Origin of the sequence: Pseudomonas sp. NPDC089408, from assembly GCF_044749445.1 — a bacterium.
In the GTDB taxonomy this organism is placed as follows: Bacteria; Pseudomonadota; Gammaproteobacteria; order Pseudomonadales; family Pseudomonadaceae; genus Aquipseudomonas.
Genome location: NZ_JBIVHY010000007.1, coordinates 179,365 through 202,342 on the forward strand (window position 1 = coordinate 179,365; position 22,978 = coordinate 202,342).

General features: G+C 64.2%; 18 protein-coding genes and 1 tRNA gene. 8 read left to right on the forward strand and 11 right to left on the reverse strand.

Annotation, left to right across the window (positions count from 1 at the left end; translation table 11 throughout):
• Positions 1 to 190: 190 nt before the first annotated feature.
• Positions 191 to 2,104, forward strand: a complete 1,914-nt coding sequence (locus ACIP02_RS13960) for a tyrosine-protein phosphatase (RefSeq protein ID WP_400617400.1) — start codon at positions 191 to 193, stop codon at positions 2,102 to 2,104.
• A gap of 188 nt (positions 2,105 to 2,292) precedes the next feature.
• On the opposite strand, the gene ACIP02_RS13965 is transcribed toward ACIP02_RS13960, so the two are convergent.
• Positions 2,293 to 3,249: an AraC family transcriptional regulator gene (locus ACIP02_RS13965; RefSeq protein ID WP_400617401.1), complete on the reverse strand. Its 957-nt coding sequence runs from the start codon at positions 3,247 to 3,249 to the stop codon at positions 2,293 to 2,295.
• Positions 3,250 to 3,423: 174 nt separating this feature from the next.
• On the opposite strand from ACIP02_RS13965, the gene ACIP02_RS13970 reads away from it, so the two are divergent.
• Positions 3,424 to 4,572 carry a M14-type cytosolic carboxypeptidase gene (locus tag ACIP02_RS13970; protein ID WP_400617402.1) on the forward strand — a complete coding sequence of 383 codons (1,149 nt, stop codon included), beginning with the start codon at positions 3,424 to 3,426 and terminating at the stop codon, positions 4,570 to 4,572.
• Positions 4,573 to 4,734: 162 nt separating this feature from the next.
• On the opposite strand, the gene ACIP02_RS13975 is transcribed toward ACIP02_RS13970, so the two are convergent.
• The 7 genes from ACIP02_RS13975 to ACIP02_RS14005 form a co-directional block, all read right to left on the reverse strand.
• Positions 4,735 to 5,703 (reverse strand): spore coat protein U domain-containing protein, encoded by a 969-nt coding sequence (locus tag ACIP02_RS13975; protein ID WP_400617403.1) that lies wholly within the window; start codon positions 5,701 to 5,703, stop codon positions 4,735 to 4,737.
• Positions 5,700 to 7,997, reverse strand: coding sequence for a fimbria/pilus outer membrane usher protein (locus ACIP02_RS13980; protein WP_400617539.1), 2,298 nt, complete (start codon positions 7,995 to 7,997; stop codon positions 5,700 to 5,702). Before ACIP02_RS13980 ends, ACIP02_RS13975 begins: the two co-directional genes overlap by 4 nt.
• Before the next feature lie 108 nt (positions 7,998 to 8,105).
• The gene (locus tag ACIP02_RS13985; RefSeq protein WP_400617404.1) at positions 8,106 to 8,882 is read right to left on the reverse strand and encodes a molecular chaperone; all 777 of its coding nucleotides are present in this window, start codon (positions 8,880 to 8,882) and stop codon (positions 8,106 to 8,108) included.
• A 40-nt stretch (positions 8,883 to 8,922) separates the two neighbouring features.
• Positions 8,923 to 9,426 (reverse strand): spore coat U domain-containing protein, encoded by a 504-nt coding sequence (locus ACIP02_RS13990; RefSeq protein WP_400617405.1) that lies wholly within the window; start codon positions 9,424 to 9,426, stop codon positions 8,923 to 8,925.
• Between the two features lie 3 nt (positions 9,427 to 9,429).
• On the reverse strand, positions 9,430 to 9,963 hold the full coding sequence (locus tag ACIP02_RS13995; RefSeq protein ID WP_400617406.1) for a spore coat U domain-containing protein: 534 nt from the start codon (positions 9,961 to 9,963) through the stop codon (positions 9,430 to 9,432).
• Positions 9,964 to 9,981: 18 nt separating this feature from the next.
• Positions 9,982 to 10,518 (reverse strand): spore coat U domain-containing protein, encoded by a 537-nt coding sequence (locus tag ACIP02_RS14000; RefSeq protein ID WP_400617407.1) that lies wholly within the window; start codon positions 10,516 to 10,518, stop codon positions 9,982 to 9,984.
• A 33-nt stretch (positions 10,519 to 10,551) separates the two neighbouring features.
• A complete protein-coding gene (locus tag ACIP02_RS14005) occupies positions 10,552 to 11,079 on the reverse strand; it encodes a spore coat U domain-containing protein (RefSeq protein ID WP_400617408.1) in 528 nt (175 codons plus the stop codon).
• A gap of 269 nt (positions 11,080 to 11,348) precedes the next feature.
• Here ACIP02_RS14005 and ACIP02_RS14010 point away from each other — a divergent pair, with 269 nt between their 5' ends.
• From ACIP02_RS14010 to ACIP02_RS14020, 3 genes are read left to right on the forward strand one after another with little or no spacing between them, the layout of a single operon-like run.
• Complete coding sequence (locus ACIP02_RS14010; RefSeq protein ID WP_400617409.1) at positions 11,349 to 13,586, forward strand: ATP-binding protein; 2,238 nt, start codon at positions 11,349 to 11,351, stop codon at positions 13,584 to 13,586.
• A 15-nt stretch (positions 13,587 to 13,601) separates the two neighbouring features.
• A complete protein-coding gene (locus ACIP02_RS14015; RefSeq protein ID WP_400617410.1) occupies positions 13,602 to 14,063 on the forward strand; it encodes a response regulator in 462 nt (153 codons plus the stop codon).
• Between the two features lie 13 nt (positions 14,064 to 14,076).
• A complete protein-coding gene (locus ACIP02_RS14020) occupies positions 14,077 to 16,464 on the forward strand; it encodes a response regulator (RefSeq protein WP_400617411.1) in 2,388 nt (795 codons plus the stop codon).
• Between the two features lie 228 nt (positions 16,465 to 16,692).
• Here the strand turns inward: ACIP02_RS14020 and ACIP02_RS14025 are convergent.
• A tRNA-Gln gene (locus ACIP02_RS14025) sits at positions 16,693 to 16,767 on the reverse strand.
• Positions 16,768 to 17,034: 267 nt separating this feature from the next.
• On the opposite strand from ACIP02_RS14025, the gene ACIP02_RS14030 reads away from it, so the two are divergent.
• Together ACIP02_RS14030 and zapE are read left to right on the forward strand one after the other, a co-directional pair.
• The gene (locus ACIP02_RS14030; RefSeq protein ID WP_020193386.1) at positions 17,035 to 17,277 is read left to right on the forward strand and encodes a hypothetical protein; all 243 of its coding nucleotides are present in this window, start codon (positions 17,035 to 17,037) and stop codon (positions 17,275 to 17,277) included.
• A gap of 130 nt (positions 17,278 to 17,407) precedes the next feature.
• Positions 17,408 to 18,478 (forward strand): cell division protein ZapE, encoded by a 1,071-nt coding sequence (zapE, locus tag ACIP02_RS14035; RefSeq protein ID WP_400617412.1) that lies wholly within the window; start codon positions 17,408 to 17,410, stop codon positions 18,476 to 18,478.
• A gap of 109 nt (positions 18,479 to 18,587) precedes the next feature.
• On the opposite strand, the gene ACIP02_RS14040 is transcribed toward zapE, so the two are convergent.
• A complete protein-coding gene (locus ACIP02_RS14040) occupies positions 18,588 to 20,477 on the reverse strand; it encodes a propionyl-CoA synthetase (RefSeq protein WP_400617413.1) in 1,890 nt (629 codons plus the stop codon).
• A 180-nt stretch (positions 20,478 to 20,657) separates the two neighbouring features.
• Here ACIP02_RS14040 and ACIP02_RS14045 point away from each other — a divergent pair, with 180 nt between their 5' ends.
• Positions 20,658 to 21,524 carry a LysR family transcriptional regulator gene (locus ACIP02_RS14045; protein WP_400617414.1) on the forward strand — a complete coding sequence of 289 codons (867 nt, stop codon included), beginning with the start codon at positions 20,658 to 20,660 and terminating at the stop codon, positions 21,522 to 21,524.
• On the opposite strand, the gene ACIP02_RS14050 is transcribed toward ACIP02_RS14045, so the two are convergent.
• Positions 21,498 to 22,652, reverse strand: coding sequence for an HPP family protein (locus ACIP02_RS14050; protein WP_400617415.1), 1,155 nt, complete (start codon positions 22,650 to 22,652; stop codon positions 21,498 to 21,500). The two genes, ACIP02_RS14045 and ACIP02_RS14050, sit on opposite strands and share 27 nt — an antisense overlap.
• Positions 22,653 to 22,978: the final 326 nt, after the last annotated feature.

The window sequence follows — 22,978 nt, forward strand, 5'->3', positions numbered from 1 at the left end:
GGAACGCGAATCTCGTGTAGGAGCGGCCTTGTGTCGCGATAGGGCTGCGCAGCAGCCCCAAGGGCCCAGACAAAAAACGCATAGCCAGGACAGATCACGCAGTCTTTTACCCACCAGCGCAACTTGTAACATTCAGTTTCATCTTGCCCGCGGACAGTACAGCCTCAACCCCCTACCCGAGGCCTGATCCGTGCTGCAACATGTGCTCTGCTCCCTGTCCGTGCTCGCCCTTGCCATTTCCGCCGCCCACGCCGCCGAAGCGCTGGATACGCCACGCCTGGCCGGCATGGACAATTTCCGCGACATCGCCGGCACCACCAGTGCCTACGCCACCACGCACGATGGCACGATGCGCGCCGGGGTGTACTACCGCGCCAACGCCCTTACCCCCACTGCCGCCGACCTTTCCGTCCTCAACGGCCTGGGCATCAGCGATGTGTACGACCTGCGTACCGCAAGCGAAATCGCCAGCACGCCGGATACCCTGCCCGACGGTGCCAGCTACACCCCTATCGACATCATCGGCAGCACCACGTCCGGTTCGAACATCACCAACATTGCCTTCAGCAGCGCCGACCAGGCACGGGCAATGATGCAGGAGACCAATCGCGCCTTTGTCAGCGATGCCAGTATGCGCGGCCAGTTTGCCGTGCTGTTCAACGAACTGGCCGCGGCCAATGGTGCCGCGTTGTTCCATTGCACCGCCGGCAAGGACCGCACGGGCTGGACGGCGGCTGTGCTGCTGAGTATCGCCGGGGTGGACGACGCCACCATCATGAGCAACTACCTGGCCACCAACGACTACACCGCTGCCCGTGTGGCCGCCACCCTGGCGGCGATGCCGGCGAGCATGGCCGCCATTTATGCGCCGTTGCTCGGGGTCGAGGCCAGCTACCTGCAAGCCGGCCTGGATGAAGTCAGCGCCACGTACGGCAGCATGGACAACTACCTCAAGCAAGGCCTGGGGCTCAGCCAGGAAACGCTGTACGTACTGCGCGGCAAGATGGTCCGCTATGGCACCCTGCCGGGTGAAGCTGGCCTGCTGGGCAACGCTGCAGCCGGCGCGCAGCTGCTACGCGAACTGCAGGACACTTCACTGTCGGGCACCTACAGTGCCTACAACGACTACCTGCAATCGGCCATCGACGCCGGTAGCCTGGGTGGCGTGGAGTCGACCGTGGGCGGCCAGGTGCACGCCGATGCGGCCAGCTACCTGCTGCGCCAGGGCGCCATGATCGAGCGCGCGGCGTCGCCGTTTGCCGACGGCAGCGACCTCAAGGTCGGCCAGGCACGCCTGTGGAGCACGGCGCTGGCCGGTTACCTGGGCACTGACGGCTCTGCTCACGCGGCCAGCAGCAACGAACACAGCCAAGGGTTGATGGTAGGCGCGACCCAGCGCTTTTCCGAGCAGCTCAGTGGCCATGCGGGCTTTGGCTACAACCGTGGCAACGTCGGCGCTGCCGGTGGCGAGGCCGATACCGACCTGACCTTCCTCAGCCTGGGTGCACGCTTTGCGCCTGGCAGCCTGGAACAGGGGGTGTTCATTGATGCCGATGTCAGCGGTGGCTGGCTCGACTATTCCAGCAAGCGCGAGCTGGGCGGCGGCCTGGGCACGGCCAAGGGCGACAGCCACGGTACCCTGGCCGGCGCCAGCCTGGCACTGGGTTATCGCCTGCCGAGCGACAGCGTGGTGCTGGAGCCGAGCCTTGGCGTGCGGGTCAGCCGCGTCGACCTGAACGGCTTTACCGAGAAAGGCAGCGAACTGGCCCTGCAAGTGGACGACCTGAAAGCGACTCGCCGTAGCGCAGTGGCCAACCTGAAGACGTCGTTCGCGGCCATTCCCGTTGGCGGCTGGCAGCTGGTACCGGGCATAGAAGTGGGTTACGAGCACGCGCTGGGCGATCATCAGGTCCACAGCCAGGGGCATCTGCTGGGGCTTGATATCGACCAGCGGGCGGCGTTCGACAACCGCGACCAGTTCGTTGGCGGGGTTAACCTGATGGCCAACCTGGGGGCACTGAGTGTGGGGGGCGAAGTAGCGGCGATGGGGGGCGGTGACAGCCATGGGGTGAGTGGCAGCCTCAAGGCCAGCTACGCGTTCTAATCGTGTTGTCGCCTGGCACCGGCTGCGCCGGTGTTCGCGGGTGAACCCGCTCCCACAAGTTCCCCACTGACTTCGACATCTCTGCCAACCTTGAGCGTGCATGCTTATTACAATTATCAAGGCAGATGCAGTCCCTGTGGGAGCGGGTTCACCCGCGAACACCGGCGCAGCCGGTGCCAGGCAGCGCGCTAACCGCCACGCCGCATGTCAGCCGGGCTTACACCAAACGCCTGCTGGAAATACTGGGCAAACCGCCCGCCATTGCTGAACCCATGCCGCAAGGCCACCTCGGCCACGGACCCGCCCTCCCCGCGCAGCAACACCTGGCGCGCACTTTCCAGCCGTACCTGGCGCTGATAACCAACGATCGAAGTACCGGCAAAACGGCGAAATCCATCCTGCAAGGCCCGCAAGCTGACATTCGCCAACCCCGCCAACTCGGTACCACTGACCTGGTGTGGATGCTCGCGCAGGTAGGCCATCGCCAGCTTCACGTGGCGCGGGGCCAGCGCTGGCGCGGGGTTACGCAGCGCCTCGCTGTAGTTGTGCGGCCAGGCCTCCAGCACCGCGTCCACCAGCATTTCCTGCAGGCGCGTTGGCATCAGCACACCGCTATTGATCAACGGGTCGAACTGCGGGCCAGTGGCCATTTCCAGCAACGCACGTATGCCCTGGAACGCCGGCGCCGCCAAATCCACCACCGGGGCAAAATGCACCGGCTGCACCAGTGCCCTGCCCAGCAACAGCGACAGCCGCTCGGCAAACAGCCCGCGGCGGATCGACATGCCGCACTGGGCATGGTTCTCGGCAAACCGCACCGTACGGATATCGCGCTTGTCGACGGCCAGCCCCACTTGGGCACCGCCAATCGACTCGCCACGGTGATCAAACATGATCTTGCCGGCAGTCGGCAACACGAAGGTGATCTCGTCCTGCGGTGTCGGCAAGGTGATGGAGAAGTCGCCGCCATACTGCATGCGCCGCACGCTCATGCCGTCAAAGCGCCCATACACGCCACCAATGCTGATGCCCTCGCCCAGCGGCGGCAGGTCGGCGTACAGGCTGCCGAACATCCGGCTGAACAGGGCGCCGAAATCATCGCCGCGCATGTCGTTGGAACGAAGGATGAAAGGCTTGCAGGTCATGCCGGAGAGCACCATGAGTCGCCTATGCGAAAGGGGATCCGGATGCTGCCACAGCCGCATGACAACTGCGTTAAAGCGTCGTTGGCCCCGCCAGCGCAAACCGGTTGTTGCGCCTTGGCCCAGCCAAGCCGTGTACAGTACCCCCACAACAACGCCCGCAAAGGAGCCCGGCCCATGACCGTGACGCTGTCCCCCCTGCAGATCGACTGCGATTTCGACTCCGGCAACATCCAGGTGCTGGATGCCAGCAACCCGGCCCAGGTACGCCTGGCCATCCGCCCGGACACCCACAGCGACCACTACCAGTGGTTCCATTTCAAGGTCAGCGGGCTGACGCCGGGCCAGGTCCATCGCTTCAGCCTCGACAATGCCTCCGGCTCCTCGTACAAGAACGCGTGGAGCGGCTACAACGCCGTGGCCAGCTACGACCAGCAAAACTGGTTCCGCGTGCCTAGCCAGTTCGACGGCAAGGCGCTGTCGTTCGAGCTGAAGGCTGAACAGGAACAGGTCTGGTTCGCCTACTTCGAACCTTACCCCCGCGCCCGCCACAACCAGCTGATCGAGCGTGCCCGGCAGTTGCCCGGCGTCGAGTTGCTGGCCAGCGGCCGTAGCGTACAGGGCCGCGACATTCCCCTGCTGCGCGCCGGTAACGGTGCCGAGGGCAAGCGCAAGCTGTGGCTGATCGCCCAGCAGCACCCGGGCGAGCACATGGCCGAATGGTTCATGGAAGGTGTGATCGACCGCTTGCAGGCCAGCGACGCCGCGGTTCAGCAATTGCTGGCCAAGGCCGACCTGTATCTGATCCCCAACATGAACCCCGACGGTGCGTTTCTCGGCCACCTGCGCACCAACTTCAAGGGCAAGGACCTCAACCGCGCCTGGCAGGACGCCAGCGTCGAGTTCAGCCCGGAAGTGTTCTTCGCCCAGGCGCAGATGAAGCAGTACGGGGTGGATGCGTTCATCGACGTGCATGGCGACGAAGAGATCCCGCATGTGTTCACCGCCGCGTGCGAAGGCAACCCGGGCTACACGCCGCGACTGGCCAGGCTCGAAGAGCAGTTCCGCAGCACCCTGTGCAGCATGACCCGCGACTTCCAGACGGTGCATGGTTATACCCGTGATGAACCTGGGCAGGCCAATACCACGCTGGCCTGCAACGCGGTGGGCATGGCACATGACTGCCTGTCGCTGACGCTGGAGATGCCGTTCAAGGACCATGACGACGCACCGAATGCTGCTACCGGGTGGTCGGGGGCACGTTCCAAGGCACTGGCCGGCGCGGTGCTGGAGACCCTGGCGAAAATGGTGGGTGATTTGCGCTGAGCCGCACGTTGCGCGGTCTTTGTAGGAGCGGCCTTGTGTCGCGATCGGGCCGCAACGCGGCCCCGGATTTCAGCTTCACCGCATGGATTGCCGGGGCCGCGTTGCGGCCCGATCGCGACACAAGGCCGCTCCTACAGGGATCGTTTCAGCCCGCACACTGCGTCAGAACTGCACATCCAGAATCACACTGTCGGTATAACTCGCCGCCGGCGGCGTGGCCTGGTCGGTGTAGACCTTGGCGTTGTAATTGAACACCTGGCTGCCGGTACCGGTGCCCGCCCCGGGGTTCACATCGGCATCGCTACTGGCTCGCCGTGCCGCCCCTGACGCCCCCCAGCGTACGGTACCGGCACTTTTGAAAATGTCGTAGGCCAGGTAGTTGTTGGCCGGCGATTTCATCCTTCGCCGTCCGCTGGCTACGTTCAGGCCGTCATCCAGCCCCACGGTGTAGTTGCTGCCCTTGGTGCACGACACGCTCAGGCTCTGGCTCACCGTAGCAAAAGCCGCCACGACCGGGGCACTGCCAAAACTGATGTTGGGCGTGGTGATCTGGCAGTCGTTGGTCACTGTCAAACTGACCGTAAGGTTCTGTGTACCCGCGCCAACGTCACGCCCGATGCAAAGCCCACCAATGGCTATCCCCTCACAGTAGTTCCACGCCCAACTCAGGCTCAGGGTTTCCTGATACAGCCCGGCGGCGACGTTACTGCCGACCTGGGTACGGATATACAGCGGCACTGTCTTCGGCGTGCCGCCGAGCAGGCCGAGCAAATCGAGAATACCGGTGCGGCCGAACTCGAAGGCGACATTGCGGGTCACCGGGTAGCTGGTGGTGGCATCTGCGTACAACGTATAAGGGATGACATCACCGGTCGGCCCCTTCAACCCCCCGGTTGCCGGCAACACGGTCAACTTGAACGAGTCAGTGGTGCTGAGCACGCTCAGCACCGTACCGTTGCACTGCAGCCCCCCATTGGTGGTGGAGGCCGTCTGCACCGTGGTGCGCACCTGGGTTGAATTGAGCGAGCCAAACAGTACCGGCGCAGTGGCTACCACCCCGCACTTGGCCCAGGCCGAACCCGCGCACAGCAACAAGGCGCAGGCCGACATTACGCGCCAGGCGGCCTTCATTTGCATACCAGTGGGCCGATCAGCGGGACTGTACCTTCGGCCTCAGGCAGGTCGAAGGCCACCTGGCAATGCCCGCCGCCCTCGATGTCCACCCGCAGGCGGTTTTGCGGCGAGAGGTTTTCAAGGTACACCAGGCCATCCCAACCGACCACTGCCTGGCTGCCGGTTTGCTCATGGGTAACGCGGCTGCCCAGCTTGAGCGGCTGCTGGTTGGCGTCTGCCAGTTCGATGCTGGCTGCCAGCACACGCTTGAGCGGGAACTCCAGCAGGTAGCCACTGCCCCGGCGCACGGCCACGCGCTGTTCCACATTCGGCGCCAGCACATCGGGGGGCAGCTCCATCGGGTCGATTTCGTACTTGCCGCGGTAGTAACCGCTGCTATATGGCACCAACAAGTGGCCGCCGGCATCGGTGCGGCCAACCTCCTGGTTCTCGTAGCGCACCGGCACGTCAGCGTAACCGTCAGTGCTCACCACTACAAAGGCGTCGTCAATGCGGTTGGCGGCGAACAGGCCGGCATCCATCCACACCAGCGACCCACTGGCGTCGGCCCAACGGGTCATCTCGCCACGGCTGCCATACACGCCCGCCTGCAATTGCACCGACTGCAAACGCCAGGTGACGTCGGCCTGGCGATAGGCATCGCGGTCGCTACCGGTGGCGTAGCCCAGGTTGTAACCGACCCCGGTACCCACCGGCACTGCACGGCTGTAATTGACCCGCTGCAGGCTCTCACCTTCCTGGTTGCGCTCCATGCCCACCGCCAGGGTGCCATGGGTGTCGAACGGGATCACCAGTTGCGCCTGCACCGCCCACTGGCTGTCGCCGACTTCGCGGTTGGCCGAAAGGTACACGCTGCTGCCGCCCCACAGCGGCCGGCTGTAACTCAGGTTGATCAGCCGGGTGCGGGTACCGTCACCTGCGCGCACGTCAAAGTAGCCAGCGCCGATATTGCCGTATTCATTCAGGTTGAGGCTGAAGGTGACCTGTTCGCTGCTTTTGCTCAGTTGCATGTCCGGGGTATCGACCCGGGTCAGGTCGGCATACTCGCCGTGGCGTTGCAGGCGCTGGTAGCTGAAGCCGATGCGCTGGCTGTTGTACTGGTAGCCAAGGGCGACCTGGTGGCCCTTGTCGCCGTCGAACTGGCTTTGCGCTAGGGCGGCGTTGAGTACGCCAAAGTTGCCCAGCCGCATGTTGCCACCCAGGCCGCCAAGCATCAGCGTCTCAGCGGTTTCGGCATGGGTTTCCAGGGTGAACGCGTCGCTCACCCCGTAACGCAGGTTGGCCGAGGCAACGCCTGGCCCGTAGCCGAAGTCGCGCACGCCGTAATCGCGACGCAGGCTACCGGCCGCTACCGAATAATCCGACAGGCCTTTCTGCAAGAGGCTGCTGGCGACGTAGAACGGCAAGGTGGTCGACACCTGCCGGCCAAGGGCATCGGTGGTGACCACCACCGCTTCACCCGCGCCATTGATGAAAGGCACGTTGGTCAGCGTGTAAGGGCCGGGTTGCAGCTCGGTGGTACTGGACTTGTAGCCGTTGATGAACAGGTCGAGCGAGGTCGGTACTGCAGCCTCTCCGGCAAACGCCGGCAATGGATACGTGACCAGGTCGGGCCGTGCGGCGAAGTCACGTGACAATTGCAGGCCGCCGACCCGCACCGAACTGGTCCAGGGCAAGGCACCGGTCACAACGTCACCGGCTTCATAGGTCAGCAGGCGCTGCTCGTCGGTAAAGCGCCAGGTGGTGTCGTAACGCAAAAAGCCCTGGCGCGTGTCGTCGGCCTGCGCGCCATTGAAGGACTGCCGCCATTGCCCGGTGCTGGAAAAGGTGCCCCAGCTGTCAAACAGGCGCAGCTCGTTCCAGGCGGCGAGGTAGGTGCCGGCGTCATCGGTGTCGTTCAGGTACAGGTCATAGTTGAACAACGCGCCGAAGCTGCTGCGCGCATCGCTGGGCGGGTACAGGTTGCGGTCACCCACCTGCTGGTCCGGCAGCCACGCGGGCGGCACTTGCAACAGCAGGCGCTGGTTCTGGCTGTCATAGTCAGTGTGCAGCCCGTTGACCGCCTCCAGGGCGATCTCCCCCTGGGGGTCACCCGGCAGTGATACCCCGGCGGCGCGCAAGACCTCGCTGTCCAGGTACAGTTGGCCCGCCCGCTGCTGTACCGGCACCAGCTCAGCCTTGGGCATCTGGTTGACCATCAGGTCGAGGTACAGGGTGGCGTCGGCGATGGCCGACATCTCCGTAGGCGGTGGGGGCAAGTCGTCGGCCAGCGCCAGCCCGGGGCCAACCATGGCCAGCCCCAGGCACCAGCGGCGCGTCCTCGCCGATAGCCATTTCACACACGGTATCCAACCATTGCCGGGTCCTCCCTGGCCCCTGCGCTGCATTCAATCGATCGCTCATTGCCCCTGGCGGATGGCATCCGCCGCGCTTTGGCCGTTCACCCGCCCCTTCAACACACTGCCGGCATTCGTCGCCATCGGCGCTGGCCAGCGCATGCTGGCGCCCGGTAGCACGTAGCCCAGCAGGCCCTCGACCAGCGGTTTGCTCTGGCCGCCCTGCTGCACCACCACGTCGGTCAGGCGTGCGTGCACCGGGCCGGTGTTGCGCAGTTCCACGTAGGGCTTGCCCTGCACCATCACCGGGCGCCAGCTGAGCTGCGGCCTGCCTACGCCTTCGGCATTGCGCTTGCCCTCGGGGTCAGCCTTGCCCCACAGGCCTTCGCCATAGACAAACAGCGGCACTGAATAGCGCATCTGCAGTCGGATGGCGGCCGTGGTACCGGGGCCGGCCTTGTCGACCGGGATGGCGGGGGGGATCTCGTCGATGATGATGCGGTAGGCCTGCTCCTGGCCGGCGGGTGACGCGCCGGTACGGGTCAGGCGGATCAGCTGCTTTTGCCCGGGGGCGATGTTGGCCACTGGCGGGCTGCCAATGATCTCGCGCTGGGCCTGGAACTGCTCCTGGTAATCACCCTGGCGCCAGGCGAATACCCGCACCTGCAGGTTGGCGGGGTCCGTACCGCGGTTTTCCAACCACAACGCACCGGCCTTCTGGTCGGCTTCCAGCACCGGGTCGATGGGCCAGATCAGCACCGAGGTGGCCGCACCGGCCGGCAGGCTTGCCAGCCAAAACAATCCGATCAACCCACGCGCCCACTTCGCGCCTGCCCCCATGAAGCTCTCCTTAGACACTCGTCATTGGTGGCACTGGCGATCACCAGGTCACCGTCACTTGCACGACATCGGTGTAAGTCCCTGCCGGCACCTTGCCGGTCAATTGAACCCGCCCGTACACCGGCAGCTTGATGGCCGTGGCATCGGTATAGCTCACGGTCACGCTCTGCCCTATCCCCAGGCTCTGGCTATAGGCCGCATCCAGGTACAACTGGTACGCCAGCACCTGCGTGCCGCTGGTGTTCTTCAGGTTGCGCGTGCCACTGGCGCTGTTCTGGCCGCCGTCCAGGCTCATGCTCAGGGCCACGCCCGGGGTGCACTGGAAGGTGACCGTGGTGCCGCCCAGCGAGGTGCTGAGGATGCCGGTGGACAACGCCGACTGGGTGCCATAGTTCAGCACCCCATAGTTGGTGACACCGCCCACCACCAGGCAACCGGCGACGATCTGCGCATTCACCGTGAAGGTACTGGTGGTTGCCGCATCCAGGGGTGCGGCCAGCAGCACGCCGATGCCGCTCAGGCCACCCGCCAGCCAGCCACGCATGGCTCAGAACGACAACTCGACCGCTACCGTGTCGGTGTACACCCCGGCCGGCAGCCCTGCCTTGCCGCGCGCCTGGCCGTACAGGTTGACGGTTTGCGCCACACCGGTACTGGTCGGCAAGGTGATGGTGCCGTCGATGGCCAGCAAGGTCGTGCGCCCGGCGTCGGTGTAGAAGTCGTACGGCACGAAGTTACCTGCGCCATCCGCCAACGCTCGGGTACCGCCAGTCGACTGGCCGTCGTGGGTGCCCGCACGCACACGGATTGCCGGTACCGTGCCCGCCGAACAGAGGATGCTCATTGCCCCTCCGCTGCCGCCCAGCACCTGCGCATTGGCCGTGGTGAACAAGGCATCCTGGGTACCGAAATTGAGGGAACCGAAGTTCAGCCCCGAGGTGCCCGACGTGCCATTGACCTGGCAGGCCGCGGTCAGGGTCAGCGTCGAGCTGATGGTCCCGGTTACCGTGGCGGCCTGGGCCTGGGAAGCCAGGGCCAGGCCCAGACCGGCGAGAATGCAGCATGAGAGGTTCGTTCGCATCGGAGTCTCCTTGCGTTGTTACCAGTCCAGGGTCACCCTGAGGGTGTCGCGGTACAGCCCGGCCGGCAGCGCGCGCGGTTGCGCCACGACCACGCCGTAGATGGGGATCGGTATCTGCTGGGTGCTGCTGATGGTGAAGGCACGTGCCTGGCCGATGCCGTAGCGGCTGTTGCCACCCGGGTCGACCGCCAGTTGGTAAGGGATCAGCTGGTTGCCGTTGCTCAGCCGGCGAATGCCGTCGTCGCCATTCATGCCGCCGTTGATGCGCACGTTGAAAGCGCGTACCTCAGGCGTGCAGCTGATTTGCAGGCTGCCCTCGCCGCCCGCTTCATCTACCCGGCTGCGTAGCGGCTGGTCCCAGTTCGGGCCACGATCGCCGAAATCCAGCAACCCGGGGTTGCCCAGGGTTGCCGGCTGCGCCTCGTTGCTGCTGATCTGGCAGGCGGCGCTGATCACCAGCCGTGCCTGAATGAACCCGGTGGTCGAGCCATGCGCCGCACCGCCAGGGACCAGCAGCGGGCCAAGGGTAAGCAGCAGGATCGAAGTACGGTTCATGGCATCGCGTCCTTGTGCATGGCAGCCTCGCTCCTACCAGGTGACCGTGACTTTGAGCAGGTCGGCGTACAGGCCGGCGTTCGGTACCCAGGCCAGCGGGTCGATACGCGCATACAGCGGGAGCTCGACCGAACCGCTGTCCGGCACCCGGGCCGACTGCGCCACATTCACCGCCAAGGGTTCGCGCCAGGCCGCGTCACGGTAGAGGCGATAGGGGATGGGCCGCGCCTTGCTGTCGTCACTGGCCAAAAAGCGTACTTCGCCTACGCCGCCATGCTGGCCGCCGTCGACGCGTACTTGATAAGGGGTATCGGGGTTGCACTCCAGGCGCGGCGGCCGCTGGTTCAGCAGCACACCGCTCAGTGGCGCACCCGGGCCGTCCAGGCGCGCGGCCGCACCCAGGTCGATTCGCCCTTGGGCCTGGGCACCCGCGTCGCGGGTCTGGTTGACCAGCATGCAGCCGCGCTGTACCAGCACGCGCACCTCTACCAGGAAATCCGCCGCCATTGCACCGCCACTCAACAGCAGGCCTAACAGCCCGGCCAGAAAACGCTCCGTCACCTTGTTGTCCTTATCGCTTTATGCTGACGTTGAGCGTAGCAGCGGGGTCTTGCCATGGCGCCGGCGGCTAACCGTTTTTTGGTATTAGCAACAAAGCGATAGCGCCCACTGAAAAAAAATCTGCACGGCACAGAACCCTCTCTGTCAGTAAGCCTCCAATGGCCAGATGCCGGTAATCGGCGCGGTATTCTGTTAGGGTGTATGGCTATCATCCTGCCTCAGACTCATGCGGCATGCATGGACCGATCATGACAGGAGCGTTTTCATCAATGACTGCAGACGACACACTTGCCCAGGCCGTCGAGCGCTGTGCGCAAGAGCCGATCCAGGTGCCCGGCAGTATTCAGCCCCATGGCTTCATGCTGGTGCTGGATGAAAGCGACCTGTGTGTGCGCCAAGCCAGTGAAAATGTCCAACAGTGGCTGGGCATGCCTGCCCTTGAACTGATTGGTTGCAGCTTCAGCGAACTGGTCAGCGACAGCTTTGACCTGCGTCTTCATCTAGGCCGCCTGCCTGAAGATGAAGTTTTCCCGTTCCACATCGGTGACGTGCATTTACGCCAGGGCACGCTCCTGCACATGCTGGTCCATCGTCACGACCAGGTACTGATCGCCGAATTCGAACCCCCTCGCCTGCCTGCCGACCTGGCCGAGCGTGGTGATTACTACCCGCTGGTGCGCAATTTCGTCGGCACCTTGCACCTGGCGGGCAGCCTCGAAGAGTTGCTCCAGCAGACGGTCGTGCAACTGAAGCGCATCACCGGTTTCGGCCGTATCAAGGCCTATCGCTTCGATGCCGCTGGCAATGGCCAGGTGCTGGCCGAGGTCGCCGACCCGGGGTACCCCAGCTACCTGGGCCTGTGCTTCCCCGCCTCGGACATCCCGCGCCAGGCGCGCGAACTGTACAAGGTCAACCGCATCCGCGTGATCGAAGATGCCAACTACCACCCTTCGCCACTGCTGCCCGCTGCCAATCCGCGCACCGGCAAGCCTTTGGACATGAGCTTCGCTGCACTGCGCAGCGTATCGCCCGTGCACCTTCAGTACATGCGCAACATGGGCACGCTGGCGTCGATGTCACTGTCGATCGTGGTCGACGGCGAGCTGTGGGGGCTGGTGTCCTGCCACAACGAGCAGCCGCGCGCCGTAGACCTGCGTACCCGTACCGCGTGCGAGCTGCTGGCCAGCGTGCTGTCGCTGCAGATCGAGTCCCGCGAGTCCCACGCCAGCACGCACAAGCTGCTGCAACTGCGCCAGCATATCGTGCGCATGATCTCGTCGATGGCCGACCACGACAGCGTCAGCGACGGCCTGCGAGACTTGCCGGAGGTGCTGCTGGCCTTCGCCGGCGCGCAGGGCGCTGCGGTGATTTCCGCCGAACGCTGCGAGCTGATCGGTCATACCCCTCCCGAGGCGCAGGTCAATGCGCTGGTGCACTGGCTGTCCACGCAGGACGAAGGGCAGGTATTTCACAGCGACAACCTGAGCCGCGATGTCGATGAGCTGCCGGAACTCGCCGAGCATGTCGGCGGCGTACTGGCCGTGGCCATCTCGCAGATTCACTCCCACTACCTGCTGTGGTTCCGCCCCGAGCAGGTACGCACCGTGAACTGGGCCGGGAAACCGAGCAAGCAGGCCGGGGCGCACGGCAGGCTCGACCCGCGACACAGCTTTGAACGCTGGCAAGAAGAACTGCGCGGCTACTGCGAGCCGTGGGACCCACTGGTCATCGAAGGGGTCGGCGAGCTGCGCACAGCCGTGCTCGGCATCGTTTTGCGCAAAGCCGAGGAGCTGGCCCAGCTGGCCGGCGAACTGCGCCAGTCGAACAAGGAGCTCGAAGCTTTTTCCTACAGTGTGTCCCACGACTTGCGGGCCCCACTGCGGCACATCGCGGGCTACACCGAACTGTTGGGCGAAATCGAAGGCCAGGCGTTGAGCGAGCGCGGCAAGCGCTTTCTTCAGCATATCGGCGAGGCCGCCCAGTTCGCCGGCAGCCTGGTGGACAATCTGCTCAACTTCTCGCAGATGGGCCGCTCGGCCCTGCGCATGTCGGACGTCGACCTCAACGCCCTGGTCGCAGCCATCCGTAACGAGTTAGCGCCCGACTACGCGGGCCGCGAGATCATCTGGGACATAGCTCCATTGCCGAAGGTAATCGGCGACCCGGCATTCATCAACCTGGCCTTGCACAACCTGGTGGCCAACGCCATCAAGTACACCCGCGGTCGCACGCCGGCGCGCATTCGAATCAGCGCCATACAGCATCCGGATGAAACCGAGATCTGCATTCGCGACAATGGTGTAGGCTTTGACATGGCCTACGCCAACAAGCTGTTCGGCGTTTTCCAGCGCCTGCACCGCATGGAAGAATTCGAGGGCACAGGGATCGGCCTGGCGAGTGTGCGCCGCATCATCGAGCGCCACGACGGCCGCGTCTGGGCCCAAGGCAAGATCGACCAAGGCGCCACGTTCCATTTCACCCTTCCGCGCCACCCCGCGAAAACCTGAGGCACTGCTACCACCATGCTCAAACCCATCCTGCTGGTCGAAGACAACCCCCGGGACCTGGAGCTGACGCTCCTGGCCCTGGAGCGCAGCCAGTTGGCCAACGAAGTGATCGTGCTGCGCGACGGTGCCGATGCGCTCGACTACCTGCTGCGCCGCAATGCCTACGCCGAACGCGATGACGGCAACCCGGCCGTGCTGTTGCTGGACCTGAAGTTGCCAAAAGTCGATGGCCTGGAGGTACTCAAGGAAGTACGCGGCACGCCTGAATTGCGCAGCATCCCGACCGTGATGCTGACGTCTTCGCGCGAAGAGCCCGACCTGCTGCGCGCCTACGAGCTGGGCGTTAACGCTTACGTCGTCAAACCCGTGGAGTTCAAGGAGTTCGTCGCCGCGATCTCCGACCTGGGCATTTTCTGGGCCGTGCTGAATGAACCACCACCCGGCTCGCTGCGCCTGAACCGACGCAGCGGCAACTGAGGCCAACGCAACGATGCAGCAAACGCCTCTTAAACTGCTAATGGTCGAAGACAGCTCGATGGATGCCGAGCTTACCCTGATGCGCCTGGAGCGCAGCGGGCTGCATGTACAATCGCATCTGGTATTCGACCATGCGGGTGTCGAGCAAGCCTTGCACGAGGCGCGCTACGACCTGATCCTGTGCGACTGCGTACTGCCGGGTTCGTCCGGCACCGAAGTGCTGGCCATCGCCCAACGGCTGGCGCCGGATGTCCCCTTCATATTCCTCTCAGGCATCTACGGCGAAGAGCACGCGGTGGAAATGATCCGCCTGGGTGCTACGGACTATGTGCTGAAGAAAAACCTGCCATTGCTGCCCAAGGCGGTGCGCCGGGCGCTGACCGAGGTGCAGGAGCGCCAGCGACGGCGCCGCGCCGAAGAAGCCCTGGCCAACGTGGAGGCGCGCGCGCGCATTGCCATCGATGCCGCCGGCATGGGTACCTGGGACCTGCGCCCGCAAGAGGGCCTGCTGCTATGGGATGACCGCTGCAAGATCCTGTTCGGTGTAGCCCCCAGCACCGAGATGAGCCTTGAGGTGTTCTTTGGCGGCATCTACCCCGCCGATGTGCCAATGGTGCGCAATGCGGTGGAGTACGCCATGCGCCCCGAGAGTGGTGGCCATTACCGGGTGGAGTTCCGCATTGCCCAAGCCAACGGCCTGGAACCGCGCTGGTTGCTCAGCAGCGGCCAGAGCCAGTTCGTCGACGGCCAATGTGTGCGCTTTTCCGGGGTATTACAGGACATCCACACCCAACGCCTGGCCACCCAGGCGCTGCGCCAACTCAACGAAATGCTCGGCGAACGCGTCGAGCGCCGCACCCGTGAACGCGACCGCGCCTGGGAGCTGTCGCAGGATTTGCTGGCCGTGCTGAACAAGGACCTGACCCCGGTCGCGCTGAACCCTGCCTGGGAAGCCAGCCTGGGCTTTTCCCGCGAGCGCCTGAGCCAGTCGTCCTTGTTGCAGCTTTTGCCCGAGCCCGACCAGGAATTGCTGCTGACCGAACTGGCCGCCCTTTCCCACGGCCGCACCAGTGCCCGCTTCGTTGGCCGCATCCTGCACGCCAGCGGCCAGCATCGCTGGCTGTCGTGGGTAGTGGTGCCGGAGGACACCTTGCTGTACGTGGTGGCGCGGGATATCACCAGCGAACGCGAAGCCGCGCTGGGCCTGGCCGAAGCCAACGCCCGCCTGCGCGAGCAGATCGCCGAGCGCGAACGCATCGAGGCGGCATTGCAACAGATGCAGCGCCTGGAAGCGGTAGGCCAGCTGACCGCCGGTGTGGCGCACGACTTCAACAACCTGCTGACGGTGATTCTTACTGGCGCCAGCTTTCTGGAGCGCGACCTGGCCAAGGGCGACCTGGACAAGGCGCGCACACGCCTCACGCATGTCCGCGAAGCAGGCGAGCGCGGCGCCAAGCTGACCTCGCAGTTGCTGGCCTTTTCGCGCCGCCAGCGTCTGGAGCCGGTACCACTCAACCTCAACCGCACCCTGGCCGGCCTTGAAGAGTTGCTACGCCGGACCCTGGGCGGCAATGTCTCGGTGCGCCTGGACCTGGACCCGGGCCTGTGGCAGGCACTGACCGACCCGACCCAGACCGAAATGATCATCCTCAACCTGGCGATCAATGCCCGCGATGCCATGCCGGACGGCGGCCAGCTGACCCTGGTGACCCGCAACACCCGCATCGATGCTCGCCCGCAACGCCCGGAAGACCCAGACCCGGGCGAATACGTGATGCTGAGTATCCGCGATACCGGCTGTGGCATGAGTGACGAGGTGCTGGGCAAGGTGTTCGAGCCGTTTTTCACCACCAAAGACATCGGCAAGGGCTCCGGCCTGGGCCTGGCCCAGGTGTTCGGCTTTGCCAAGCAGTCCGGGGGTGGCGTGCGTATCGACACCACGCCGGGGCGCGGCACCGAGGTGGCGGTGTACCTGCCGGCAGTGAAAGAAGCAATGCTCAACGAACCTGCAACGCCGCGGCTCAGCCAGTCGATCAGCGAAAACGGCGATAACCGCACCGTGCTGCTGGTGGATGATGACCATTTGGTGCGCGACATGCTCGGCGATGTACTGCGCCAGTATGGTTACCAGGTGCGCCAGGCGCACAGCGGCGAGCAAGCCTTGGCACTGCTGGATGACCAGATCGACCTGTTGCTGACCGACTTCGCCATGCCAGAATTCAATGGTGCGCAACTGGCGCTGGCGGCGCGCGAGCGCTATCCGCGCTTGCCGGTGCTGTTCCTCACCGGTTATGCGGAGCTGGAGGGGCTGGAGCTGCCAGGCAGCCTGGTGATGCAGAAGCCGGTGCAGGCCGATGAGCTGGCGCGGGTGCTGAACGAGATGCTGGGGGTTACCGGATAGACTGAAATGGCGCGCCCCCCTGTAGGAGCGGCCTTGTGTCGCGATCGGGCTGCGCAGCAGCCCCGGCACTTTGTGCTGTGACTGCAATCTTGGGGCTGCTGCGCAGCCCGATCGCGACACAAGGCCGCTCCTACAACAGGGGCCGGGAATGGCAGTAAAAACCGGAAACGACAAAACCCAGCGCTTATCAATCCAAGCACCGGGCAATATACGTTTGAAACTGGAAAATGGCAGGGGCGGCTGGATTCGAACCAACGCATGGCAGGATCAAAACCTGCTGCCTTACCGCTTGGCGACGCCCCTGTATCGGATGCAGCATTTGCTGCTCTGACAATTCCAAGTAGGTGACAACTGCTTGTTTGCTTGTTGTCTTGGAATGCGCGGCACTTTAACAACAAAGTTTCAGCCTGTGAACCCCCTGAGCAAAAAAAATTGTCAAAAAACAGCGGCTTAGTCATTTTCACCAGATCAGGCTGACCGTCCGTCGCTTTCCCCCCCGCTTCGCTTCAACACAATCGCTTTCCTCCCTTCCAATCAGATGAGCCATTTGCATAGACCAAGGAGGACCCCATGCCTGTCTCCCACGACCTCTACCAGGACCTGCACTACCCCCGCGAGATCGTCCAGCAGCGCCGTCAGCAGGACAAGGCGCTGGACCGCTTGCTGGACGAATACGTGGACATCGACAACCAGGTGCTGGCCGCCGAGTCGATCTCGGCTGGCAACTTCGTTGACGAAGACCTGCGCCACTTGAAAGAGCGGCGCCTGGCGGTGAAGTACATGATAGAACGCCAACTGGAGCGCAAGGCCTAGCCCGCCGGCGCACAGGACGGCCGAACCTATCGCGAGAAGTGATGATTGCCGGGCACTTTCTGTATTAGTCAAAATGGCCGCCCTCGGGCAAGCTGCACGCTGCCCCGCCATCGCCCAAGGAGCGTTGCTTTTGTCTGCCTGGATCCCCACCCCGCTGCGCCAGCTTGGCCAACGCCTGCGCGGCGCCGCCACTCAAAAGAGCGAACTGCTCGGCTGGTTCGAGGACAAGGCGCTCAGCCGCGGTTATCAGCTCAGCGACGGCCAGCGCCGGGTCATCCACTGCATGGCCACGCAACTGGCGCAGCTTGAGCAAGGGCAGCCACGCAGCCTGTACCTGTACGGCTCGGTTGGCCGGGGCAAGAGCTGGCTGCTTGATGGTTTCTTCCAGGCCGTGCCGGTAGCGGCCAAGAAGCGCCTGCACTTTCATGACTTCTTTGCCCGCCTGCACCAGGGCATGCACCGCCACCGCGCGCTGGACGACGCACTGGGTGCGACGCTTGACGAACTGGTGGGCGACTGCCAAGTGCTGTGCTTCGACGAATTCCACGTGCATGACATTGGCGATGCCATGTTGCTTACCCGGCTGTTCACGGCCTTGTTCAGCCGTGGCGTTTTCCTGCTGGTAACCTCCAACTATGCGCCGGAAGGGCTGTTGCCCAACCCGCTGTACCACGAGCGCTTCCTGCCGGTGATCCGCCTGATCAACAGCGCGATGGAAGTGCTGGAAGTGGGCGGCGACACGGATTTTCGTAGCCTGCCGGCCAACCGCGAGCATCAGCGCTTTACCCAGGGCCATTACGTGTGGCCAGGCAATGCGGCGCAGCGCCAGGCGCTGAACGTGCCTGCGCAGCAGCCGCTGATACTAGAGGTGAACAAGCGCCCGCTACGCGCCCTGGCCGTTGATGGCCGGCGGGTAGTGCTTGGCTTTGATGACCTCTGCGAGAAGGCCACGGCAGTGATCGACTACCTGGTACTGGCCCAAGCGTACGATGAGTGGATTATTGATGGGCTGGATGACTTGTCGGAATGTTCGCTGGCGGCGCAGCAGCGCTTCGTCAACCTGGTGGATGTGTTATATGACCAGGATCGGCAGGTGGTGGTGATCGGCAAGCGGCCGCTGGAAGAAAGCCTGGGCGGGCCGCTGGCCGACTTGATGCGTACGCGTAGCCGGTTGGGGCAGCTGCATCAGCTGGCCCCTTAGCTTCGTATTGCCCTGACCGGCCTATTCGCGGGTAAACCCGCGCCTGCAAGGGAACGTGATTCCATGTAGGAGCGGCTTTAGCCGCGAAAGGGCCAGCACTGGCAACCCATCAACCCGCCCGGGGCAAATCCGCCAGCACCGCTTCAATCTCCCCCAACACCGCCGGATCATCCAGCGTCGACGGCGGCACATAATCCTGCCCATCGGCAATCTTGCGCAGCACCGCCCGCAGAATCTTCCCGGAGCGGGTCTTGGGCAAGCGCTTCACCCGCCGCACGCGGTTGAAGCAGGCCAACGGGCCGATCTCCTCACGCACGCTGCCCACCAGGTCCACCAGCAGCTGCGCCTCGGCAATGCCCTCACCGTCCTTGAGCACCACCAGCGCCAATGGCACCTGGCCCTTGATCTCGTCATGCACGCCAATCACCGCGCACTCGGCCACCGCCGGGTGGCGCGCCACCAGGTCTTCCATCTCACCGGTGGAAAGCCGGTGCCCGGAGACGTTGATCACATCATCGGTGCGCCCCATGATGTAGACGAAACCGTCGTCATCCAGATACCCGCCGTCGCCCGTGTGGTAATAGCCAGGGTAGGTGCGCAGGTACGCCTGCAGGTAACGCTCGTGGTCGCCCCACAGCGTCTGGCTGCAGCCGGGGGGCAATGGCAAGGCGATCACGATCGAACCTTGGTGGTTGGGGCCAAGTAGGTGGCCCTCATCATCCAGTACACGCACGTGATAACCCGGCACGGCGCGGTTGCTCGAACCTGGTTTGGCCGCGCTGCCTTCCAGCCCGACACACGGTGCGGTGACCGGCCAGCCAGTCTCGGTCTGCCACCAGTGGTCATGCACCGGCTTGCCGCTGACCCGCTCCAGCCATTCATGGGTGCTGGAATCGAGTTTCTCTCCTGCCAGGAACAGTTGGCGCAGCGAACTCAGGTCATGCTTGCGGATCAGTTCACCCTCCGGGTCTTCCTTGCGGATCGCGCGCATGGCCGTGGGCGCGCAGAACAGCGCATTGACCTTGTACTGTTCCACCACCCGCCAATAGGCCGAGGCATCTGGCGTGCGAATCGGCTTGCCTTCGTAGAACACCGTGGTACAGCCGCTCATCAACGGCCCGTAGACGATCAGCGAATGGCCGACTACCCAGCCCACATCGGAAATGCCCCACCACACATCACCGGCCTGCATGCCGTAGATATGGCGCATGGCATAGCACAGCGCCACGGCATTGCCGCCGTTCTCGCGAACAATACCCTTGGGTTTGCCGGTGGTCCCCGAGGTATACATGATGTACAGCGGGTCGCCGGCATCCAGCTCGACCGGGGCCACCGGCTCGGCGCCGTGCAATGCCGCCTGCCAGTCCAGGTCACGGCCTGGCTGCAGTTCAGCCTGGGCCTGCGGCCGTTGCAGCACCAGCACATTGCGCGGTTGGTGCCGGGCCAGTTGCAGGGCGCGATCAACCAGCGGCTTGTATTCGATCACCCGGTCGAATTCCAGCCCGCATGATGCCGTGAGCAGCAGCGTCGGCCGGGCATCGTCGATGCGCAGGGCCAGTTCGTTGGCGGCAAAACCCCCAAACACCACCGAGTGCACCGCGCCAATCCGCGCACAGGCCAGCATGGCCATGGCCGCCTGCGGCACCATGGGCATGTAGATGATCACCCCGTCGCCCTTGTTCACCCCCAACTGGCGCAGCAAGCCGGCCAGGCGCGCCACCTCGTCGCGCAGCTGGTGGTAGGTGTAGGTTTGCTGCACACCGGTCACCGGCGAATCGTAGATCAGCGCCAGCTGCTCGCCGCGGCCCTGCTCGATCTGGTGATCGAGGGCCAGGTAGCAGCTGTTCAGGCGGCCGTCGGCGAACCAGCGGTGGGTGCCGTCGGCGTTGTCTTGCAGGGTTATGGCAGGCTTGCGGTGCCAGGCCAGGCGTGAGGCCTGCTCCGCCCAGAAAGCAGTTGGGTCGGAAATGGAGTGGGCGTAGCTGTGCTGGTAGCTCATATCGATGGGAACCCGGTACTTGTTGTTATTGAAGGGCGAACCTTGAGTATGGACCGCTGCACCCGCACCGCCAGGGGACTAAAGTCACAACCAACCTGCAAATTTGCAGACAACGCAAAAGCGCCCCATAACGGTGCAAAGCCTCTAGAATAGGCCACCCCTTCAGCCACCGAGCAACCCATGGACATCGATCAGGCCCGTACCTTCCTGGAAATCGTGCGTTGCGGCAGCCTGGTCGCCGCCGCCGAACGCCTGTTCGTGTCACAGACCGCGATCACCGCCCGGGTACAGCGCCTGGAGCAGCAACTGGGCTGCCAGTTGTTCGTGCGCAGCCGCAACGGTGCCAGCCTGACCAGTGACGGTGAGGCGTTTGTCAGTTATGCCAACCAGCTGGTGCAAACCTGGGAAGCGGCACGCCGCGACCTGCCCTTGCCGCAAGGCTGCCAGCAGGTGCTGCATGTGGGCGGAGAGGTGAGCCTGGGCAACCCGATGATGCTCGACTGGGTCAGCGCCTTGCACCGTGAGCTGCCCAGCCACGCGATCCGCAGTGAGGTCAGTGACGGAGAATCGCTGCTGCGCAAGGTCGAGATGGGCCTGCTGGACGCCGCGCTGGTGTACCAACCGACCTACGGCCCTGGCTTGCAAGTCGAGCAGTTGATGGAAGAAAAGCTGATCCGCGTGCGTCGGGTCGATCAGCCCGAGCCGTATATCTACATCGACTGGGGCGATGCCTTCCGCCGCCAGCACGATGCCGCCCTGCCCGACTGCGCGCGCCCGGCACTGAGCTTCAACCTCGGGCCGCTGGCCCTGCAGTTCATTCTCGATCAGGGCGGCAGTGGCTACTTCCGCACGCGGGTGGTGCAGGCCTACCTCGACAGCGGGGTCTTCGAGCGGGTACCGCAGGCGCCGGAGTTCACCTACCCGACGTTCCTGGTGTACCCGCGCAAGCGCGACAGCGAAGCGTTGCAGCAGGCTTTCAGCATCCTGCGCCGGCTGGTGGCCGCTGGCGCCAGTGACTGGTCACAACGCTGGGACCCGGTTATCTGAAGCCTCGGCCTTGCTGAGCAGCTGACGCTTGAGGCCGGCGATCAGGTCGGTCTGGGTGATCACCCCCACCAGCTTGTCGGCGTCGAGCACTGGCAGGCAATGCAGGCCTTGTTCGCACAGCAATGGCAGCAGGCGCTCGAGTGGGTGCTGGCTGCTGACGCTGACCACCCGCCGGCTCATCACCTGCTCCATGCGCACCACCTTGCGGCCGAACAACCCGCGCCAGCTGAAACGGCCACGCTGCATGGCCGGGCCGACCAGGTCGCTGAGGCTGACGATGCCTACCAGTTTGCCGTGCTGCAGCACCGGCAAGGTTTTCAGGTGGTGACTGGCGAGCATTTTCCAGGCCTGCTCCAAGGTAGTGTCGGGGCTGGCGAATTGCACATCGCGTGACATTACCGCCGCTGCGGTAATACCGCCCAGGCTGCGCTGCAAGGCGTGCTGCTCGGTGGCGAGGATGATGCGCTCCAGCTCGTCCCGGGTGACGTCGACGAACTCGCCCAGCTCTTCCAGGGCCTGATCAAGGTCTTCACTGCGGATGCCCACGCGCTCGCTGGGTAGCGGGTCATGGGTGTGGTGCAGGTCTTTGCGCGGTACCGCGCCTTTCGGGTAGCGCACGCCGGTCAGGCGGTTATAGAGGATTGCCACCGTTACCAGGATCAACGCATTGAGCAGCACCGGTTCCAGCAGGTGGTCCCCCATGGCAGTCAGCCCCGAGTCGGCCAGCACCGCACTCACCGCCACCCCGCCACCGGGCGGGTGCAGGCAGCGCAGCAGGCACATCACCAGAATCGAGATGCACAATGCGGCAGCAGCTACCCACAGTTCGGGGCCGAAGCCCTGACGCATGGCCAGGCCGACTGCACCGGCCAGCGCATAGCTGCCCAGCACCGGCCAGGGTTGCGCCAGCGGGCCGGAGTGCACGGCGAATACCAGCACGGCAGAGGCAGCCAGCGGGCCAAGCAGGTGCAGGGCAATGCCCGGGCCATAGGCCATGCTGGTCAGCCAGCCGGCGAGGAACAGGCCAAGCAACGCGCCGATACCGGCACGCAACCATTCTTTGGGGGGGATATTCAGGGGCGCCGGCAACAGCCGCTGCAGACGACTTTCGGAACGCGAGGCAGACATTTAAGTAATCGGGATCTTTGGTTTTTCTGATTTAAAAGAAAGCCCAGCCGAGCTGGCCTGGGCCTCGTATTGCGCATGCAATAGCACAAGGGGCTCCGTCCATGGAGAGATGGAAACCGCAGGGTTTCGTGGGCGGATTTTGCCGGGCGGGGCGGAATTGGGCTAATTCAAAAAAATGCGCCTGTACTGCAATTTTTTTGCAGTGGTGATCTGGCATGGGTGCGCAATACCCTGTGGGAACAACTGTCTTGCATATCTTTTCTGATCAGCACTGGCCCTTGTAGGAGCGGCCTTGCCGGGGCGCCGGACCGGTCGGATGGGCTGCG

What these genes read in the sequence shown, in the direction of transcription:
- ACIP02_RS13965 (WP_400617401.1), bottom strand. Translation starts at nt 3,249, where the DNA reads ATGACCTGCAAGCCTTTCATCCTTCGTTCCAACGACATGCGCGGCGAT.
- ACIP02_RS13990 (WP_400617405.1), bottom strand. Translation starts at nt 9,426, where the DNA reads ATGCGTGGCTGGCTGGCGGGTGGCCTGAGCGGCATCGGCGTGCTGCTG.
- ACIP02_RS14020 (WP_400617411.1), top strand. Translation starts at nt 14,077, where the DNA reads ATGCAGCAAACGCCTCTTAAACTGCTAATGGTCGAAGACAGCTCGATG.
- ACIP02_RS14030 (WP_020193386.1), top strand. Translation starts at nt 17,035, where the DNA reads ATGCCTGTCTCCCACGACCTCTACCAGGACCTGCACTACCCCCGCGAG.
- ACIP02_RS14045 (WP_400617414.1), top strand. Translation starts at nt 20,658, where the DNA reads ATGGACATCGATCAGGCCCGTACCTTCCTGGAAATCGTGCGTTGCGGC.
- ACIP02_RS14010 (WP_400617409.1), top strand. Translation starts at nt 11,349, where the DNA reads ATGACTGCAGACGACACACTTGCCCAGGCCGTCGAGCGCTGTGCGCAA.
- ACIP02_RS14015 (WP_400617410.1), top strand. Translation starts at nt 13,602, where the DNA reads ATGCTCAAACCCATCCTGCTGGTCGAAGACAACCCCCGGGACCTGGAG.
- ACIP02_RS14040 (WP_400617413.1), bottom strand. Translation starts at nt 20,477, where the DNA reads ATGAGCTACCAGCACAGCTACGCCCACTCCATTTCCGACCCAACTGCT.
- ACIP02_RS13985 (WP_400617404.1), bottom strand. Translation starts at nt 8,882, where the DNA reads ATGGGGGCAGGCGCGAAGTGGGCGCGTGGGTTGATCGGATTGTTTTGG.
- ACIP02_RS14050 (WP_400617415.1), bottom strand. Translation starts at nt 22,652, where the DNA reads ATGTCTGCCTCGCGTTCCGAAAGTCGTCTGCAGCGGCTGTTGCCGGCG.
- ACIP02_RS14000 (WP_400617407.1), bottom strand. Translation starts at nt 10,518, where the DNA reads ATGAACCGTACTTCGATCCTGCTGCTTACCCTTGGCCCGCTGCTGGTC.
- ACIP02_RS13980 (WP_400617539.1), bottom strand. Translation starts at nt 7,997, where the DNA reads ATGGTTGGCCCCGGGCTGGCGCTGGCCGACGACTTGCCCCCACCGCCT.
- ACIP02_RS13975 (WP_400617403.1), bottom strand. Translation starts at nt 5,703, where the DNA reads ATGAAGGCCGCCTGGCGCGTAATGTCGGCCTGCGCCTTGTTGCTGTGC.
- ACIP02_RS13995 (WP_400617406.1), bottom strand. Translation starts at nt 9,963, where the DNA reads ATGCGAACGAACCTCTCATGCTGCATTCTCGCCGGTCTGGGCCTGGCC.
- ACIP02_RS13970 (WP_400617402.1), top strand. Translation starts at nt 3,424, where the DNA reads ATGACCGTGACGCTGTCCCCCCTGCAGATCGACTGCGATTTCGACTCC.